Source organism: Thioclava sp. JE_KL1 (genome assembly GCF_009296265.1).
In the GTDB taxonomy this organism is placed as follows: Bacteria; Pseudomonadota; Alphaproteobacteria; order Rhodobacterales; family Rhodobacteraceae; genus Thioclava.
The window spans coordinates 211,762-227,584 of record NZ_WBJS01000003.1 but is presented as its reverse complement, the minus strand read 5'-3'; the positions used below and the strand labels follow the sequence as shown (position 1 = coordinate 227,584).

General features: G+C 67.1%; 15 protein-coding genes. 8 read left to right on the top strand and 7 right to left on the bottom strand.

Going from position 1 to position 15,823, the window contains the following annotated elements:
• Positions 1-141: 141 nt before the first annotated feature.
• The 4 genes from F8R15_RS06505 to F8R15_RS06490 are packed head-to-tail and all read right to left on the bottom strand — an operon-like array spanning position 142 to position 4,477.
• Positions 142-759, bottom strand: a complete 618-nt coding sequence (locus tag F8R15_RS06505; RefSeq protein ID WP_152844032.1) for a colanic acid biosynthesis acetyltransferase WcaF — start codon at positions 757-759, stop codon at positions 142-144.
• Positions 752-2,068 carry an O-antigen ligase family protein gene (locus F8R15_RS06500; RefSeq protein WP_152844031.1) on the bottom strand — a complete coding sequence of 439 codons (1,317 nt, stop codon included), beginning with the start codon at positions 2,066-2,068 and terminating at the stop codon, positions 752-754. Before F8R15_RS06500 ends, F8R15_RS06505 begins: the two co-directional genes overlap by 8 nt.
• A complete protein-coding gene (locus F8R15_RS06495) occupies positions 2,065-3,246 on the bottom strand; it encodes a glycosyltransferase (protein ID WP_172976177.1) in 1,182 nt (393 codons plus the stop codon). The genes F8R15_RS06500 and F8R15_RS06495 overlap by 4 nt, the downstream gene beginning before the upstream one ends.
• The gene (locus tag F8R15_RS06490; protein ID WP_152844029.1) at positions 3,236-4,477 is read right to left on the bottom strand and encodes a glycosyltransferase; all 1,242 of its coding nucleotides are present in this window, start codon (positions 4,475-4,477) and stop codon (positions 3,236-3,238) included. Before F8R15_RS06490 ends, F8R15_RS06495 begins: the two co-directional genes overlap by 11 nt.
• Before the next feature lie 303 nt (positions 4,478-4,780).
• On the opposite strand from F8R15_RS06490, the gene F8R15_RS06485 reads away from it, so the two are divergent.
• The 5 genes from F8R15_RS06485 to F8R15_RS06465 all read left to right on the top strand — a co-directional run bounded on the left by F8R15_RS06485 (position 4,781) and on the right by F8R15_RS06465 (position 9,988).
• Positions 4,781-5,452 (top strand): hypothetical protein, encoded by a 672-nt coding sequence (locus F8R15_RS06485; RefSeq protein WP_152844028.1) that lies wholly within the window; start codon positions 4,781-4,783, stop codon positions 5,450-5,452.
• Positions 5,449-8,022 carry an HWE histidine kinase domain-containing protein gene (locus F8R15_RS06480; RefSeq protein ID WP_368731013.1) on the top strand — a complete coding sequence of 858 codons (2,574 nt, stop codon included), beginning with the start codon at positions 5,449-5,451 and terminating at the stop codon, positions 8,020-8,022. Before F8R15_RS06485 ends, F8R15_RS06480 begins: the two co-directional genes overlap by 4 nt.
• 114 nt (positions 8,023-8,136) lie before the next feature.
• Entirely contained in the window at positions 8,137-8,391 is a 255-nt protein-coding gene (locus F8R15_RS06475) for a hypothetical protein (RefSeq protein WP_078519256.1), read from the top strand.
• Between the two features lie 91 nt (positions 8,392-8,482).
• Entirely contained in the window at positions 8,483-9,130 is a 648-nt protein-coding gene (locus F8R15_RS06470) for a DUF3047 domain-containing protein (RefSeq protein WP_152844027.1), read from the top strand.
• A gap of 96 nt (positions 9,131-9,226) precedes the next feature.
• A complete protein-coding gene (locus tag F8R15_RS06465) occupies positions 9,227-9,988 on the top strand; it encodes a DeoR/GlpR family DNA-binding transcription regulator (RefSeq protein WP_078539379.1) in 762 nt (253 codons plus the stop codon).
• Positions 9,989-9,991: 3 nt separating this feature from the next.
• Here F8R15_RS06465 and F8R15_RS06460 read toward each other — a convergent pair whose 3' ends face one another.
• Complete coding sequence (locus tag F8R15_RS06460; RefSeq protein ID WP_078570379.1) at positions 9,992-10,753, bottom strand: IclR family transcriptional regulator C-terminal domain-containing protein; 762 nt, start codon at positions 10,751-10,753, stop codon at positions 9,992-9,994.
• Positions 10,754-10,857: 104 nt separating this feature from the next.
• On the opposite strand from F8R15_RS06460, the gene F8R15_RS06455 reads away from it, so the two are divergent.
• Genes F8R15_RS06455 through pcaF form a run of 3 tightly spaced genes read left to right on the top strand, consistent with a single transcriptional unit; the run spans position 10,858 to position 13,458 of the window.
• The gene (locus tag F8R15_RS06455; RefSeq protein WP_152844026.1) at positions 10,858-11,580 is read left to right on the top strand and encodes a 3-oxoacid CoA-transferase subunit A; all 723 of its coding nucleotides are present in this window, start codon (positions 10,858-10,860) and stop codon (positions 11,578-11,580) included.
• Positions 11,577-12,260 carry a CoA transferase subunit B gene (locus F8R15_RS06450; protein WP_078539376.1) on the top strand — a complete coding sequence of 228 codons (684 nt, stop codon included), beginning with the start codon at positions 11,577-11,579 and terminating at the stop codon, positions 12,258-12,260. The genes F8R15_RS06455 and F8R15_RS06450 overlap by 4 nt, the downstream gene beginning before the upstream one ends.
• Entirely contained in the window at positions 12,253-13,458 is a 1,206-nt protein-coding gene (gene pcaF, locus F8R15_RS06445) for a 3-oxoadipyl-CoA thiolase (protein WP_152844025.1), read from the top strand. Before F8R15_RS06450 ends, pcaF begins: the two co-directional genes overlap by 8 nt.
• A 176-nt stretch (positions 13,459-13,634) precedes the next feature.
• Here pcaF and pcaD read toward each other — a convergent pair whose 3' ends face one another.
• Complete coding sequence (gene pcaD / locus F8R15_RS06440) at positions 13,635-14,417, bottom strand: 3-oxoadipate enol-lactonase (RefSeq protein WP_152844024.1); 783 nt, start codon at positions 14,415-14,417, stop codon at positions 13,635-13,637.
• A 380-nt stretch (positions 14,418-14,797) separates the two neighbouring features.
• Complete coding sequence (locus F8R15_RS06435) at positions 14,798-15,811, bottom strand: VOC family protein (RefSeq protein ID WP_152844023.1); 1,014 nt, start codon at positions 15,809-15,811, stop codon at positions 14,798-14,800.
• Positions 15,812-15,823: the final 12 nt, after the last annotated feature.

The following is a 15,823-nucleotide window of genomic DNA, read 5'->3' as shown; positions in this document are numbered from 1 at the left end:
GCGCAAAGCGGGTGCTCAGAAACCGCGCGACCAGCCCGCCTCCGATCTGGCCCCATGTGATCGCCCCATTGCGCAGCGCTCGCGACGGAGGTGATTGTGGTGAGGATGAGGACAAAGGCCGGGGGGACGATACGGAGACGCTCATCGGGCACCGCTCTCCGAGGATGCGCCATCCGATGCCGCACGCGGGCCGCGCCCGTCTCCGGCGCTGACATCGCCCAGAACGACGACACGCGGCGGCACGACCGCGCCGGGGCGCAGGACGCGATGCGCCGTGACCCATGCGCTGTCGCCGATCTCGATGGGCCGCGCGAAGAAGCGGAAATCGCCGCGCGCCCAGTCATGGCTGCCGGTGACGATGCGCACCCCTTGGCTGATGCAGACATGAGCGCCGATGCGCACCGGGCCGGGATTGTCGATCCACACGCGCTCGCCCAGCCAGACATGCGCGCCGATCTCCAGAAGCCACGGGTATTTGATCGTGACGCGTGGCTTGCAGACGAGGCCGGGGCCAACTTTCGCCCCGAACCCGCGCAGGATCGCGGCTTTCGTGCGTGAGGGGATCAGGGCGAGAAGCGCCGATTGGAAGAAGAGCGCATTGACCAGATACCACACGGCGCGCCAGCCAAAGCTGCGATTGCCCGCGATCACCGGGCGGGGGAAGCGAGACAGGTCCTGCGTGGCGATGGGCCGGAAGGGACCTCGCCGGGAGGAGGGGCGCGCTTGCGGTGGGACGGGGAAGGGCATGGCATCAGGCATTGGAGCGCACCGCAGCTTGGGGGAAGCGTGCTCGGACCGCTTCGATCGCGCCGGCCACGCTCGGGCTGAGCCGCGCGGGCTTGAGCCGGGTCCGAATGCGCTTGGCCAGCGCGGTCGTCATCCCCAGCGCGGTCCAGAAGGCGGGGGTGGCGGCACCTCCGGGCGAGAGCAGCCATGCCTCGAACTGCGCATGGGTGAAGAGCGCCGCGAGATAGCCCAGCAACAGCGCCATCAGCACCCGGTCGCTGCGGCGGCGCGCATGCCGGGCCGCGAGAACCGCGCCGCGCGTGATCAGGAGCAGCATTCCGGTGAATAGGACCGCACCCGCAAGCCCGACCTCTTCGATCAGAGCCAGCGCCGAATTGGTCTTCTCGCGCCCGTAGTGCGACGCACTCGCCGACAGCGCGTAATCGTCGAACCCATAGGAGACGCCGAAGCCCAGCCCGAACATTCCGCCAGCGCAGGCCCCTTCGAGCGTCGCGGCCCATGTCTCGGCGCGCGAGGCGATCAGGGTCTCGGTCTGTGCGGAGGCCTTGAAGAGATAGCGCTGCGTCAGCGCCTCCGCCCGATCCGGGAAATAGAGCCACAGAAGCGATAGCAGAGCCCCGAGCGTTGCCGCCGCCATCGCCAGCCGCTTGAGCCCGCGCCCGAGAAGAAAGACCGCGATCAGCACCGTGAGCGACAGCAGGCTCGCCCGCGACAGGCTCATCAGCACCAGCACAGTCAGGATCAGTACCACGGCCCGCCAGAACAGCCGTCTCTGTCGCCCGATCCGGCGCTGGGCGAGCCGCCAGAGCGGCAGTGGCGCGACGGTGAGGATCATCAGGGCGAGGAAGTTGGAATTGGCGCTCAGCCCCCGATAGAGCGAGATATCCGCGTTCATCTCGACCGTACCGAAACCGGATCGCAGCCCGCCGATCCCGGCGAACATGACAAGCGCCAGCAGCGGCCAGAGGATCGCGAAGAGATCGCGCCGCCGCGTGTGCTGCGCCCAGGCAGCGCCCGCCGAGGCGAAGGCCAGCGCGGTCAATGCGTAGGTCGTGGATTTCGGCCCGCTCAGATGCGGCACGCTCGACCACAGCGCGGACAGCGCCGTCAAGCCCAGCAGCGCCAGCCGGAAATACATCCCGTCGCCCGGGATCTTGCGCCACAACCGCCCATTGAGGAGAAGTGCGAGGACCAGAACCCCCATCGCCGCCCAACGCGCGCCGGGTCCGAAGAGCATGTTGACATAGATGACGCTCGGCGCGGCGGTGGCGGCGATGCCGAGGCCCAGCAAAAGGCCGCGTTTGCGGATCGCGAGCCTCATGCGCGTTCCGCCTTGCGGTTGGGCGCGGGCGCGGAGCTGGCTTCGCGCGCGGTTTCGGGCGCGTCGTGCGTCACCCGCTCGGCCAGCGTGCAGAGCTGGCTTGCCCAATCCGCGCTCGACCAGCCTGCGATTGCCGCAGGCGCATCGGCCCGCATCCGGGCGCGCAGATAGGGATCGGCGCAGACGCGGGCCAGTGCGGCGTGCAATGCGCCAGCGTCGCCCGGCGGCACGATCAGCCCGGCCTCGCGCCCGCTCAGTAGGTCGGGCACCGCGCCACAGGCCCCGCTTGCCACGACACCGCAGCCCGCGGCCAGCGCCTCGCCGATCACCAACCCGAACGGTTCGGCGCGGCTTGGCAGGACGAGGCAATCCGCGGCGGCGAGGTGATCGCGCAGCGCCGCCCCTTCGAGCCGCCCGCGCCACAGGATACGGGGATCGCGTGCCGCCGCCTTCGCCAGTGTCTCGCCAAGCGGCCCGTCGCCCGCCACGATCAAGCGCGCCTCCGTGGCGTTGAGCTGCGCGAAAGCGTCCAGCAGCAGGTCCAGCCCTTTCTCGGGGGCGAGCCGCCCGAGGAACATCAACACGGGCGCATCGGGCACGATCCCGAGCCGCGCGCGCATCTCTTGCCGCCCTTCGGGGCCGAGGGTGCGAACGTGGCGCGCGATGGCGGCGGTGTCCGAACTCATCCGTCCGGGTAAGATCTTCTCGGGCGACACGCCTTGGTCGCGAAGATAGTCGGCGGCGCGCTGGCCTGCCGGGCAGAACCCGTCGATCATCGCGAGAATCCGACGCTTGAGCACCGCGCGCACCCCGCGTGCAGGGCTGATCCACGTGTCGCTCAGCGCGATGATCCGCGCGCCCGAGAGCTTGCCGAGAACGATCGCGGCCAGCACGGGGACATGCGCCCAACCGGCGACGAAAATGACTTCGGGTCGCGTGCTGCGGATCTCGCGCCAGAGCGTGACGAGGGCCGCCAGACGCCTCGCGGGCAAGACGGTTTCAGGCGGGGTGTCTGCCCAGTTCTGCGTAGCCGCCGCCGAAACATAGCGCACGGTAAGGCCCGCAGGCCAGCGCGCGGCCAGCGCGGCGGTCATCGCGACCATGTAGGGCGCGGGCTCGATCAGCACCGCGAGTGCGGGGCCGGGGCGGGCATCGGGGCAGGGAGGCTTAACCGACAAGGCGAGCCTCCTGCAGGTAAGGAGCGGCGCGGGCGCAGGCGACGTGCAGCACCTCGGACAGTGCGCGGGCATGGGCGTCCCAACTGGCATGATCGCGGGCGAACCGGGTGCCGGCGCGCGCGATCTGGCGCCACTCGGTACGCGGGCCGGTCAGCAGGGGGCGCAACGTCTCGACCAACGCCCCGACCGAGCGTGGCGCGACCAGATAGCCGGTCTCGCCGTTGCGCAGGAATTGCGCCGGGCCTTGACCCTCGACCCCGATGCAGAGCGCGCCAGCGACCATCGCCTCGAGATAGACGATCCCGAAAGCCTCCCGCCACGACGGCAATACGAAAATGTCGCTTTGTCTGAGGTTTGCGAGCACATCTTCATGTGGTTTCTGACCGGCGAGGGTGATCCTATCCCCGAGCCCCTGCCGCGCGATCTGGGCGGCGAGATTGGCACGCTCCGGCCCGTCGCCGATGATCGTCAGATGCCATGGCGCGTCCCCGTCGCGGGCAAGCCGTCCGAGCGCCGCGATCAGCAGGTTCAAGCCTTTGGCGGGATGCAGATTGGCGACGCTCACCAGCCGCAGGGGAGCCTCGTCCGGCAGCCGCAGGGGCGGACGGTCGGGCGCGGGATCGACCCCGTTCCAGACCACCTCGATATGATCCCCACGCCCGGACAGATCGGTCGCGAAACGGCGCAGCGGCTCGCCCACGACGACAAGCCGGTCGAGCCCGCCCAAGGCGTCGCGAAACCGCTCGGCCTGCCCATTGGTCCAGAGATACCGCCAATTGCTGTTCTCGCCATGCAGCACGCCGACGACGGGCAGCCCCTTCCGCGCGACCAAAGCTTGCGCGGCAGGGGCGAGGGTCTCTGTCTGCACCAGGATCACGTCGGGACCGCGCGCGGCGATCATCTCGCCCGCCAGCGTCGTGAGCGCCCGGTCGAGCGTGCGGTTGGTCAGCTTGCGCATCAGCCCGCCCGGCAGGGTCGGATAGCGCGCGAGGCGGATGTCCTCGATCTCGGGGAAGCGCGCCGCCTCGATCTCGCCGCGATGCTCGGGCGATGCGAGCCGCCCCGTGCCCGCAGGCGTCAGCCCGCGCAACACGCCGACCCGGACCCGGTGGCCCCGCCGCGCGAGCGCCCTTGCGCTGTCGGCGACGAAGCGGCTCGGCCAGCCGTCGGGGCGGTTCGGAAACCACGGGGTCAGCATCAGAATGTCGAGCGATGCGCCGCTGATGATCACAATTCCACTCCTTCACTCGGTTCGCGAGGTCGGGAGGCGACGGGGCGCTCGTTTGGTTGACCTCGCGTTAACCGTCGCGCAAGCGAGGTTAATTTGAGGTTAATGGTCAAAAGCGTGGCCTGTAGGGGCGGCCAGAAGGCCGCAGAGGGCGCATCGGAGAGCGGCCCGCGTGGCCCTGCGCGCTGTGATTTCTCGCGCGCGCGAACCGCGCAGCTGCAATTCTGGTTCCCGCAAAGAAACCTTTGCCGAGCTCCGGCGTTGAAGATATTCCAGCTTCTACGACACGCCGCAGACGGGTTTGTAATGACCAAGATTCACAGGCCCGCGCCTTCGCATGCGCTGTCCTTCCGACAAATCCTGAGACACAAGACCTCCGCCGCGCATGAGGCGGGGGAGGCGCAATTCTCCCAGTTTTTCGCGGCCCCGGCGCAGGAATTGGGCTGGTTTCTCGCAGCGCAGGCCGCAGGGCTTGGCGTATTGGCGCGCCATGCGGCCCCCGGCGCGATCTGCGCGGGATTGCTGAGCGATTTTCTCGACCGGCTCGACCGGGATCTGGCGCGTCTGGGCCGTCTTGTGCGTCCAATCCCCGACCCGGGGCCAAGCCTGCTCGACCCGCTGGCGGTCGATTATCTCGTACTGGGCTCGCGGCTTGGGACGCAGGTGATCGACCGCAAGGTCTTCGCCGAGACCCCGGCCGAGGCCAAACCGCTTTATTTTCAGGCCCCCGCCGCTGGGGCGCTGTGGAAACGGCATTGCGCGACGCTCGATGCGCTGAGCCCCGCAGACCCGCGCGCAGCCTGTGTCGTCGCCGATGCGACGCGGGGTTTCCATCTTTTCGCGCAGGCCGTGCAGGCGCAGGGTGCGGGCACAACGTCCGACGCTCTCGCACCGGCGCTTGCCTCCAATTCCATTGACCATCCGCGGCCCGGCAGGATCGCGGCAGACACCGATTTGACGCCCAAGGAGCCGACGTGACGTCCGATACCAGCCCCGCCCCCAGCCAGCGCCCCGTCGATCTGACCGATTGCGACCGCGAGCCGATCCACCAGCTTGGCCGGGTCCAGAGCTACGGAGCGCTTCTGGCGCTCTCGAGCGACTGGATCGTGCAGCACGCCTCGAGCAATCTCGAGGAGATCCTCGGCATGGCCTATGAGGAGGCGCTTGGCCGTCCACTTGCCGATCTGATCGTCTCCGACGGGTTCGACCGGATCCGCGCGAGCCTGCGCACGGCGGAGGGCGGCGAGACGGCGGTGCGGCTGTTCGGTGTAGTGCTGAAAGCGAACGGGAAGAGTTTCGACGTCTCGCTGCATGCATCGGGGCCGTATCTGATCGTCGAATTCGAGCCGAAGCTGGGCACGCGCGGACGCGATGTGATGACCGATGTGTATCCGCAGATCGCGCGTCTGCGCCGCGACCGGGGGCTGGAGCGGCTTGCGCGCGATGCGGCGATGGGGCTGCAGGCGCTCTCGGGCTTCGACAGCGTGATGATCTACCAGTTCCAGCCCGATCAATCGGGCAAGGTCATCGCCGAGACCCGCAAGGACCAGCAGCGCCTCTATGACGGGCTGCGCTTTCCCGCCAGCGATATCCCGGTGCAGGCGCGCGCCCTGTATAAACGCGCGCTGCTGCGGTTGATCGCGGATGTGAACGATCCCGGTGCGCCGGTGCTGCCCGGGGTCGATCTGAACGGGCAGCCGCTCGATATGTCGCTGGCGGTGACGCGGGCGGTCTCGCCGATCCATATCGAATACCTGCGCAACATGGGCGTGGGGGCATCGATGTCGGTCTCGATCATGCGCGATGGCGAGCTGTGGGGGCTGTTCGCCTGCCACCACGACGCGCCACGCTATATCGATTACGAATTGCGCACAGCGATCGAGATGTACGCCCATATGTTTTCCTATGAACTCAGCAAGTTCGAGGATGGGGAGCGCAAGCAGGCGCAATCCGATACGGCCAGCCTGCAACGCACGCTGATGGGGCATATGGCCGATGGCAAGGCGCTGTCGGAAAGCCTGATGGCGGTCTCCGACGAGATCCGTCTGGTGATCCCGCATGACGGGTTCGTCCTTTATGAGAACGAGGAATTCAGCGCGACCGGCACCACGCCGACCAAAGAGGAATTCGCTGGAATCGCGCGGATGCTGGACCGGTCGATCGGGTCCTCGACCTTCGCGACCGATCAGCTGGGTCGCGTCCACGAACCGGCCCGCGATTTTCCCGAACGTGCGGCGGGGCTGCTCGCCATTCCGATCTCGAAACGACCGCGCGATTATCTCGTGCTGTTCCGCCGCCAGATCGCGGACACGGTCGAATGGGCAGGCGATCCCACGAAGCCTGCGCAGCTCGGCCCGAACGGCGTGCGGCTCACGCCGCGCAAGAGCTTCGAGGTCTGGCGCGAGACGGTCACCGGGCGCTCGGCCCCGTGGACGAACCAGCAATGCCACGCGGCGGAGCTACTGCGCACGGTCCTGCTGGAGATCTTCCTCAAGATCACCGATGCGACCTCGGCCGAGCGCAAGCGCGCGCAGGAGCATCAGGAACTGCTGATCTCGGAGCTGAACCACCGGGTGCGCAATATCCTGAACCTGATGCGCGGGTTGCTGGCGCAGTCGCGCAGCTCGGCGCGCTCGCTCGAAGAGTTCACCGACAATCTCGACGGGCGCATTCAGGCGCTGGCGCGGGCGCATGACCAGCTTACCGCCGAGCATTGGGAGCCCGCCTCGCTGCATGGGCTGATCTCGTGCGAATTCGCGGCCTATGCCGACCGCAAGGCCGAGCGTGTGATCATCACCGGGCCCGATGCGCTGATTTCGCCGCAAGCCTATACGACGCTGGCGCTCGTGCTGCACGAGATGGCGACGAATTCGATCAAATATGGCGGGCTGTGCGATAGCGGCGGGCGCGTCGAGATCGCGCTCTCCACCGATCACAGCGGGGGGCTGCTGATCGACTGGAAAGAGCGTGGCGGTCCGCCCGTCACCCCGCCGAAACGGCGCGGCTTCGGGTCGATCATCATCGAGAACTCGATCCCGCACGAGCTGCGCGGCGATGCCGAGATTTCTTACAAGATGACCGGGGTGGAGGCGCAATTCCGCATCCCGCCGACCACGATCGCGGAGCTGATCGATCAGCCTGGCACGGAGGGAGACGTTGCGGCCGCACCCGCCGCGCAGACCGGCGCCGCCTTCCGCCTGTCGGGGCAGGGGCTGGTGCTGGAAGACACGCTCATCATCGCGATGGATGCCGCCGGCGTGCTGGAGGATCTGGGCGCGCGCGACGTCAAGATCACCTCCTCGGTGGAAGGCGCGCTGACATGGCTGGAGGGCGCGCGACCCGATTTCGCCGTGCTCGACGTCAATCTCGGGGATGAGCAATCCGTGCCGGTTGCCGAACGGTTGCACAAGATGGGCGTGCCCTTCGTGCTGGCCACGGGCTACGGGTCTGCGCCTGACCTGCTGGCGATCTACCCGCCCTGCACGGTCGTCCAGAAACCCTTTTCCTCCGACTCGCTCAGAGAGGCTTTGCAAAACGCAATTGCGTGACCCTACGCACAGAACTTCGATCATATCTGACGGTCCAATAACGATTTGACGTATCTGACATGTAAGTTTCCGTGATAATTCTGACCCCGCGGGACTGGGCAAACGGGGGTCACTATGAATGTGAGTGCCAACACGGTCGGCGGTAGCCGGGCCGATTTCACCGAAGACGAAATCGCGAAGCTCCGCGCGGCGCTGCACACGCTCGGGAATGTCGCCAGTGTCTGCGCCTCCAGCGCCCGCCTCCTGCCGCGATTTTGCGAGGATCAGGCGGCACTCGGGATTTGCGATGGGCTGAGCGAGAATGCCGATATCGTCCGCGCTACGATGGAGGATCTGAAAGCGGTGCTGCGCCTCGACAGCCTTCAGTGACGGTCGTGGGTCTGTGCGCGCTACCCGAGCCGAGTGATCCGGCGCGGCGGTCCTTTGCGTAGCCCTGTCACCGAAGCAAGAGGAGAGTGCCATGCACCGCCTGTCGATCGCCTTTCTCGCATCAAGCCTCTGCGCTGCGCTGATGCCGAGCCTCGCCCCGGCCTCGATCTTCGGCGGCTGGGCTGAGCAGCGGTTTTCGCTGTTTTCCTCTAATGACTGGCAGCAATCGGCCAATGGTGTCGCGATGCGCTCGGACGGCTCGGTGTCGCTGATCTGGCGGGCGCTGCCGCGCGCCGAGTGGGGCACGCGCAAGGCCGCGTGGCAATGGTCGGTCAGCCAGAGCGTCCCGCCCACGCCGCTCGACCGAAAGGGCGGGGATGATCGCGATCTGTCGCTCTATTTCGTCTTCATGCCCGAGGCCGTCGCCCGCGCCAATGAAGGGGCCAGCATTCGTAAGCTCCTGTCGGTGAAGGAAGCCCGCGTGCTGATGTATGTCTGGGGCGGCAAGCATGGCCGCGGGGCGCTGCTGCCCTCGCCCTATCTGGGAGCGCGCGGCAAGACTGTGGTGCTGCGCCCGGCGGGGACCGGATCGCATTCTGAGAGCGTCGATCTCGCGCGCGACTACCAGCGCGCTTTCGGAGGCCAGCCGACGCAGCTTGTGGGGCTGGCGCTGTCGGGCGACAGCGACGACACCGACAGCGCGATCCGCGCCCGGATCGAGGGGCTGAGCCTGAACTGACCGCGCCACACCGTCCCCGGTGATTTCACACAAAAACACTGCCAAGACATGACTTTGTCGGTAACCTGTGTCAGCAAGGCCCAAAAGGGGGGCAGGATGGCGCTCAATTTCCGACAGTCCGAAATTCTCGAGATCGCGCGCGACGAGGGCCGTGTCGTGGTCGAAGCCTTGGCCGAACGCTTCAATGTCTCGGTCCAGACGATCCGGCGCGATCTGACGGAGCTCTCCGAAGCGGGCCATCTGGAACGCGTGCATGGCGGGGCGGTGATCCGCACCGGCGTGGTGAATTTCGCCTATGAAGAGCGCCGCCGGATGAACGAGGCGGCGAAGGCGGCGATCGGGCGGGCCTGCGCGCAGGCGATCCCCGACAACAGCTCCATCGTGCTGACGCTGGGCACGACGACCGAGGCGGTGGCGCGCGAGCTTCTGCATCACCGCAACATCACCGTGGTCACGAATAACATCAATGTCGCCAATATCCTGCTGGCCAATGAGAGCTGCGATATCCTCGTGGCGGGCGGCAACCTGCGCCGCTCGGATGGCGGGCTGGTCGGCGACCTGACGGCGGATTTCATGGGCGAGTTCAAGGCCGATTTCGCGGTGATCGGGACCTCCGCGCTCGATGCGGACGGCGACATGCTCGATTACGATCTGGCGGAGGTGCGCGTCAGCCGCCGGATCCTGCGGCAGGCGCGGCAGAGCTTTCTGGTGACCGACGCGTCGAAGCTGGAACGCTCCGCGCCGGTGCGCTTGGCCTCGCTCTCCGATATCGACCGGGTTTTCATCGACAAGCCCTTGCCCGACGCGCTCATGGCGCTCTGCGCGCAATGGGACACCGAGATCACCGTGGCGGGGTGAGCCTTAGCGCAGCACCCGCCGCAGCCCCGTCTGCACCCGCGTGAGTTCCGGCAGATAGGTTTCGATCAGGCTCTCCGCCGGATCGGCGCTCGCGGCCATACCTGTATTGAGCGCGGCCACGACCCGCCCATGCATGTCGTAAAGCGGTACTGCGATGGAGCGCAGCCCGATCTCCACCTCCTGATCGATCACCGCGTAACCCTCGCGGCGCACCTGATCGATGCGCGCGAGGATCTCGCCCGGATCGGTCAGGCTATAGGCCGTGCGCGGCGTCAGGTCCGAGGCCTCCACGGCGGCGCGCGCCTCCTCCGGGGGCAGGGCGGCCAGCAACACGCGCCCCATCGAGGTGCAATGCGCTGGCAGCCGCGACCCCGGCATCAGCCCGATCGACATCACCCGCCGCTGGGCGGCGCGCGCGAGATAGACGATCTCGGTGCCGTCGAGGATCGAGACCGAGCAGCTTTGCCCGATCCGATCCGTCAGCTGATCGAGCCACGGCTGCACGATCTGCGGCAGCGGCAGCGAGGCCAGCGCCCCCATCCCGAGCCGCAAGACCTTCGGCGTCAACGTGAAGAACTTGCCGTCGTATTCCGCGTAGCCCTCCGCGTTCAGCGTCAGCAGGCAGCGCCGCGCGGTGGCCCGGTCGAAGCCGGTGGCCTGCGCCACCTCGGCAATCGAGAGCCGCGGCGTCTCCGCCCCGAAACATTCGATGACGCGCAGGCCTTTCGCGAAAGAGGCGATGAAATCGGTCGGTTTGTTCAACATGCGAACAGGTTTTCTCAGGATGCGAACAAATGTCAAGATGCGCACGAAATCCGTGGAAAGCCGCTCCACGCAGGTCTAAATCCAAGCCCTCAGGAGGACCGCAAATGGACAAGAGACTTTCCTCGCTGACCGAGGCCGTGGCCGATATTCAAGACGGCGCCACGGTGATGATCGGCGGCTTTGGTGGCTCGGGGGCCCCGATCGAACTGATCCACGCCCTGATCGACCGCTTTCTCGAGACCGGATCGCCCAAGGGGCTGACCGTGATCAACAACAACGCGGGCAACGGCCATGTCGGCATCGCCGCGATGATCGAGCAGGGTATGGTCAAGAAGATGATCTGCTCTTTCCCGCGCTCGGCCGATCCGACGGTGTTTACGGAGCGCTATCTGGCGGGCGAGATCGAGCTGGAACTGGTGCCCCAAGGCACGCTGGCCGAACGTATCCGCGCGGGCGGCGCGGGGATTCCGGGCTTCTTCACGCCGACCTCCGTTGGCACCGATCTGGCCGAGGGCAAGCCGGTGCAGAAGTTCGATGGCCGCGACTACGTGATGGAGCGCTGGCTCAAGGCCGATCACGCGCTGATCAAGGCAGAGCAGGGCGACGCGCTTGGCAATCTCACCTACCGGATGGCCGCACGGAACTTCTCGCCGCTGATGGCGACGGCGGCAGAAAAGGTCGTCGTGCAGGTCACGAAAGCGGTGGAGCCGGGCGAGATCGACCCGGAAGTCATCGTCACCCCGGGCATCTTCGTGGATGCGATCGTCGAGGTCGCCAACCCCGCCCAGGAAGAAGAGTTGAACCGCGCCGGAGCCCATCACCCATGACCCAGAAACTGAGCAATGCACAGATCGCCTGGCGCGCCGCCCAGGACATCGAGGACGGCGCCTATGTGAACCTCGGGATCGGTTTTCCCGAGATGGTCGCGCGCTTCCAGCCCGAAGGTCGCGAGGCGATCTTCCACACGGAAAACGGCGTACTGGGCTTTGGCCGCGCACCCGAGCCCGGTCAGGAGGACTGGGACCTGATCAATGCCGGGAAAAAGGCGATCACGCTGAAACCCGGCACCGCCTTCTTCCACCATGCCGACAGCTTCGCGATGGTGCGCGGCGGGCATCTCGACGTGGCGATCCTCGGCGCTTACCAAGTCGCCGAGAGCGGCGATCTGGCGAACTGGTCGACCGGGCCGAAAGGCGTGCCGGCGGTGGGCGGGGCGATGGACCTCGTGCACGGGGCCAAGCGCGTGGCCGTCATCACCGACCACGTCACCAAGAAGGGCCAGCCGAAGCTGGTCGAGGCCTGCACCTTCCCGCTGACCGGTGTGGGCTGTGTGACCCGCGTCTACACCTCGCTCGCCGTGGTGGACGTGGTGGATGGCCGCTTCGTCCTGCGCGAAAAGCTCCCCGCGATTTCGATGGAGGAGCTGCAATCCGTCACCGGCGCGACCCTGCATGTCGAGGGCGAGGTGGGTGACCTGATCTGTCCCGAGGAGTTGGCCGATGCGTGACGCTTATATCTGCGACTATATCCGAACCCCGATCGGCCGTTTCGGCGGCGCGCTGGCGCCTGTCCGGGCCGACGATCTGGGGGCGATCCCCTTGAAAGCCCTGATGGCGCGCAACACGGGCGTCGATTGGGAGGCGGTCGAGGACGTGATCTTTGGCTGCGCCAATCAGGCGGGCGAGGACAACCGCAACGTGGCCCGCATGTCGGCGCTGCTCGCGGGGCTGCCCGTGAATGTGCCGGGGACCACGATCAACCGGCTCTGCGGCTCTGGGATGGATGCCATCGTCACCGCCGCGCGCGCGATCAAGGCGGGCGAGGCCGATCTGATGATCGCCGGCGGCGTCGAGAGCATGTCGCGCGCGCCCTTCGTGATGCCGAAGGCCGAGGCCGCCTACAGCCGCGCCAATGCGGTCTATGACACGACCATCGGCTGGCGCTTCGTGAACAAGCTGATGAAAGAGACCCATGGCGTCGACTCGATGCCCGAGACGGCGGAGAACGTGGCCGACGATTTCGGCGTGAGCCGCGAAGATCAGGACGCCTTCGCGCTGCGCTCGCAGGAGGCTGCGGCCAAGGCGATGGAAGAAGGCCGTCTGGCCGAGGAGATCACCCCGGTCACGATCCCGCAGCGCAAGGGCGATCCGGTCGTGGTCGACAGTGACGAACACCCGCGCCCCGGCACCACGCTGGAGGCTTTGACCAAGCTGCGGCCCATCGTGCGGCCCGACGGCACGGTCACGGCGGGCAATGCGTCCGGCGTGAACGATGGCGCAGCGGCGCTGATCATCGCCTCCGAGGAGGCCGTGCGCAAACACGGGCTGACGCCTCTGGTGAAGATCTCGGGCGGGGCCGCAGCTGGCGTGCCACCGCGGATCATGGGCTTCGGGCCTGCGCCTGCCAGCAAGAAGCTGATGGCGCGGCTGGGGCTGACGCAGAACGCCTTCGACGTGATCGAGCTGAACGAGGCCTTTGCGAGCCAAGGTCTCGCCACGCTGCGCGATCTCGGTATTGCCGATGACGATGCCCGCGTGAACCCCAATGGTGGCGCGATTGCGCTTGGCCATCCGCTGGGCATGTCAGGCGCGCGGATCACCGGCACGGCGGCGCTGGAACTGGTGCGCCGCAAAGGCCAGCGGGCGCTCGCCACGATGTGCATCGGCGTGGGGCAGGGCATCGCCGTGGCTCTGGAGGCGGTCTAGAGAGCTGCGCCCGGTACGCGCCGAAGGCGCAGGGCGCGCGCCGGTCCGTCCCGACGGGCTGGCGCATCTGCAACCGGGCACGCCGCCTCAATGATGGAGGGGCGTGGCTGGCATCAATCGCTTGAGCGGATAAGGGGCGCGCGCCATCCCACGGACCGGCGCGCGCCCTGCTTGGCTCAGGTCCTGTCCAAGAAATCCTTCAGCAGCGCCGCCACGGCCTCGGGCTGCTCGTAGCAAGGCAGGTGGCCCGCATTCGCGATCTCGTGGAACTCGGCGCCGCACAGCTCGGCCGTGGCGCGCACCAGATCGGGCGGGGTCGAGGCGTCATCCGCACCCGTCATCGCCATCACTGGCAGCGTCAGCGCCCGCGTTGCCTCGGTCTGAGCGGCCCCGGCAATCGCCGCGCAGCAGCCCGCATAGCCCTCGTCGGGCCCGCGTTCGAGCATGTTGCGGCAAAGCGTGAACTCCGCCGGGTGGGCCTCGGCGAAACCGGGCGCGAACCAGCGTGCGAGGATCGCATCCGAGATGCTCGCGATGCCGTCGCGGCGCACATTGGCGATCCGCTCGTTCCACATATCGGGCGTGCCGATCTTGGCGGCGGTATCCATCAGCACCAGCGCGCGCAGAAGATCGGGGCGGCGCGCGGCGAGGCTCTGGCCGATCAGCCCGCCGATTGAGAGGCCGATAAAGGTCACATCCCGAAGCCCGAGCGCGTCGCAGATCGCGGCGGCATCGCCCGAGAGGTCCTCGATGCTGTAGGGGCCGGGCGGGCAATCGCTCAGCCCATGCCCGCGCTTGTCGAAGCGGATCAGCCGCAGCCCCTCGGGCAGATGCGGGATCAGCGCCTCCCAGAGCCGCAGATCGCTGCCGAGCGAATTGCCGAACATCACCACGCGCCCGTCGCGCGGGCCTTCGTCGAGAATGTGGAGCGTCACCCCGTCATGGGTCAGTGCGTGCATGAAAGCCTCCTCTTTGCAGGAGGTTGTAGCGCGCGGGATGGGGGAAGGAAAACATACCGCGGAGGTATCGGGGATTACCTCGGTGATACCTTTGGAGGGGACGGGATTTACTTGGCGCGGGGCGACTAGCCCCGGGCCGCGCCAGAGGGCGGCGCCCGACCTCGGGTGGGCGCGTGACGACAGTCGTGGTCCGCGCTTTATCTCGCAAGATCCTAGAGTGATCGGTGCGCGCAGCAGCGTCGCAAAAGCGCCCTCCCGGGGGGAGGTCGGGCGCTGCCTGGGGCTGGTCGCCCCGGGCGAGACCGGAGGTCGACGCCATCCCCAAAACCAAAAAGGCCACCCCCGAGGGGATGGCCAGCCTCCGAAATCGCGGAGAGGTATTACTCGGCCGGCTCGGCCACTTCGTCCTTGGTCTCCGCCTCGGCTATCGCGGCCTCGACGATGGGCGTGCCATAGACGAAGAAGTCCTGCGGGAGCTCGCCGCCGAACCAGACGCCGCCGCCGTTGAAGAAGTTGCTTTCGTCCCAGGTCAGGGTCTTCCAGTCCGGATCGAAGATCAGGTAGCCGGTGTCGCCGAACAGCTCGATGCGGTTGCCGCCGGGCTCGTAGACATACATGAAATAGGCCTGAGAGACGCCGTGCTTCGCCGGGCCCGCTTCGATCGTGACATCGTATTCCTGCAGGATGTCGGCAAGGTCGAGCATCTGGCCCTGATTGCCATACCAGAAAGCGACATGGTGCAGACGGTTGCCGGGGCCCGCCTGATCCTTGGTGAAGGCGACCTCGTGCACGAGCGGGCTGACCGAGAACCACGCGGCCAGCTCGTCCGAGCCGCCGAAGACCACGTTCTCACGCTTGAGGAAGCCGAGATTGTCCTGCAGGAACTTGCCGTTCTTGGTCACGTCCGAGCAGAGCAGGTTGACGTGATCGAGACGACGCACCGGCACCCCGCGCAGCGGGCGCTTCTGGGCGCGCGAGAGCAGCTTCGATTTCAGCTCTGCCGGGGCCTCGTAATACTCGACCTCCCAGAACAGGTGCTGCTTGTGGCCGTCCGGCGTAGTGAATTCATAGGCGCGGCCATAGCCCTTGTGGCCGTCGACCCATTTGCCCGGGTTGCCCGAGGCCTCGAGCACGGCCACGCGGCGCTCCAGCGCCTGCGGCGACGAGGCGCGCCAGCCCACCATGCCGATGCCAGCCTTGTCCGAGCGGGTCAGCTTCAGCGAGTGGTGATAGCGGTCCTCATAGCCGCGCAGGTAGCAGGATTTGCCGTCATCCTCGGTGGGGGTCATGCCCAGAACATCGTGGAAGAACCAGAAGCTTTCCTCGAATTTGGGGGTGAAAAGTTCGATGCAGGCAAGCTGCGCGATATCGTGGATCTGCTCCTGAAAGCTCATGGTGTCCTCCCT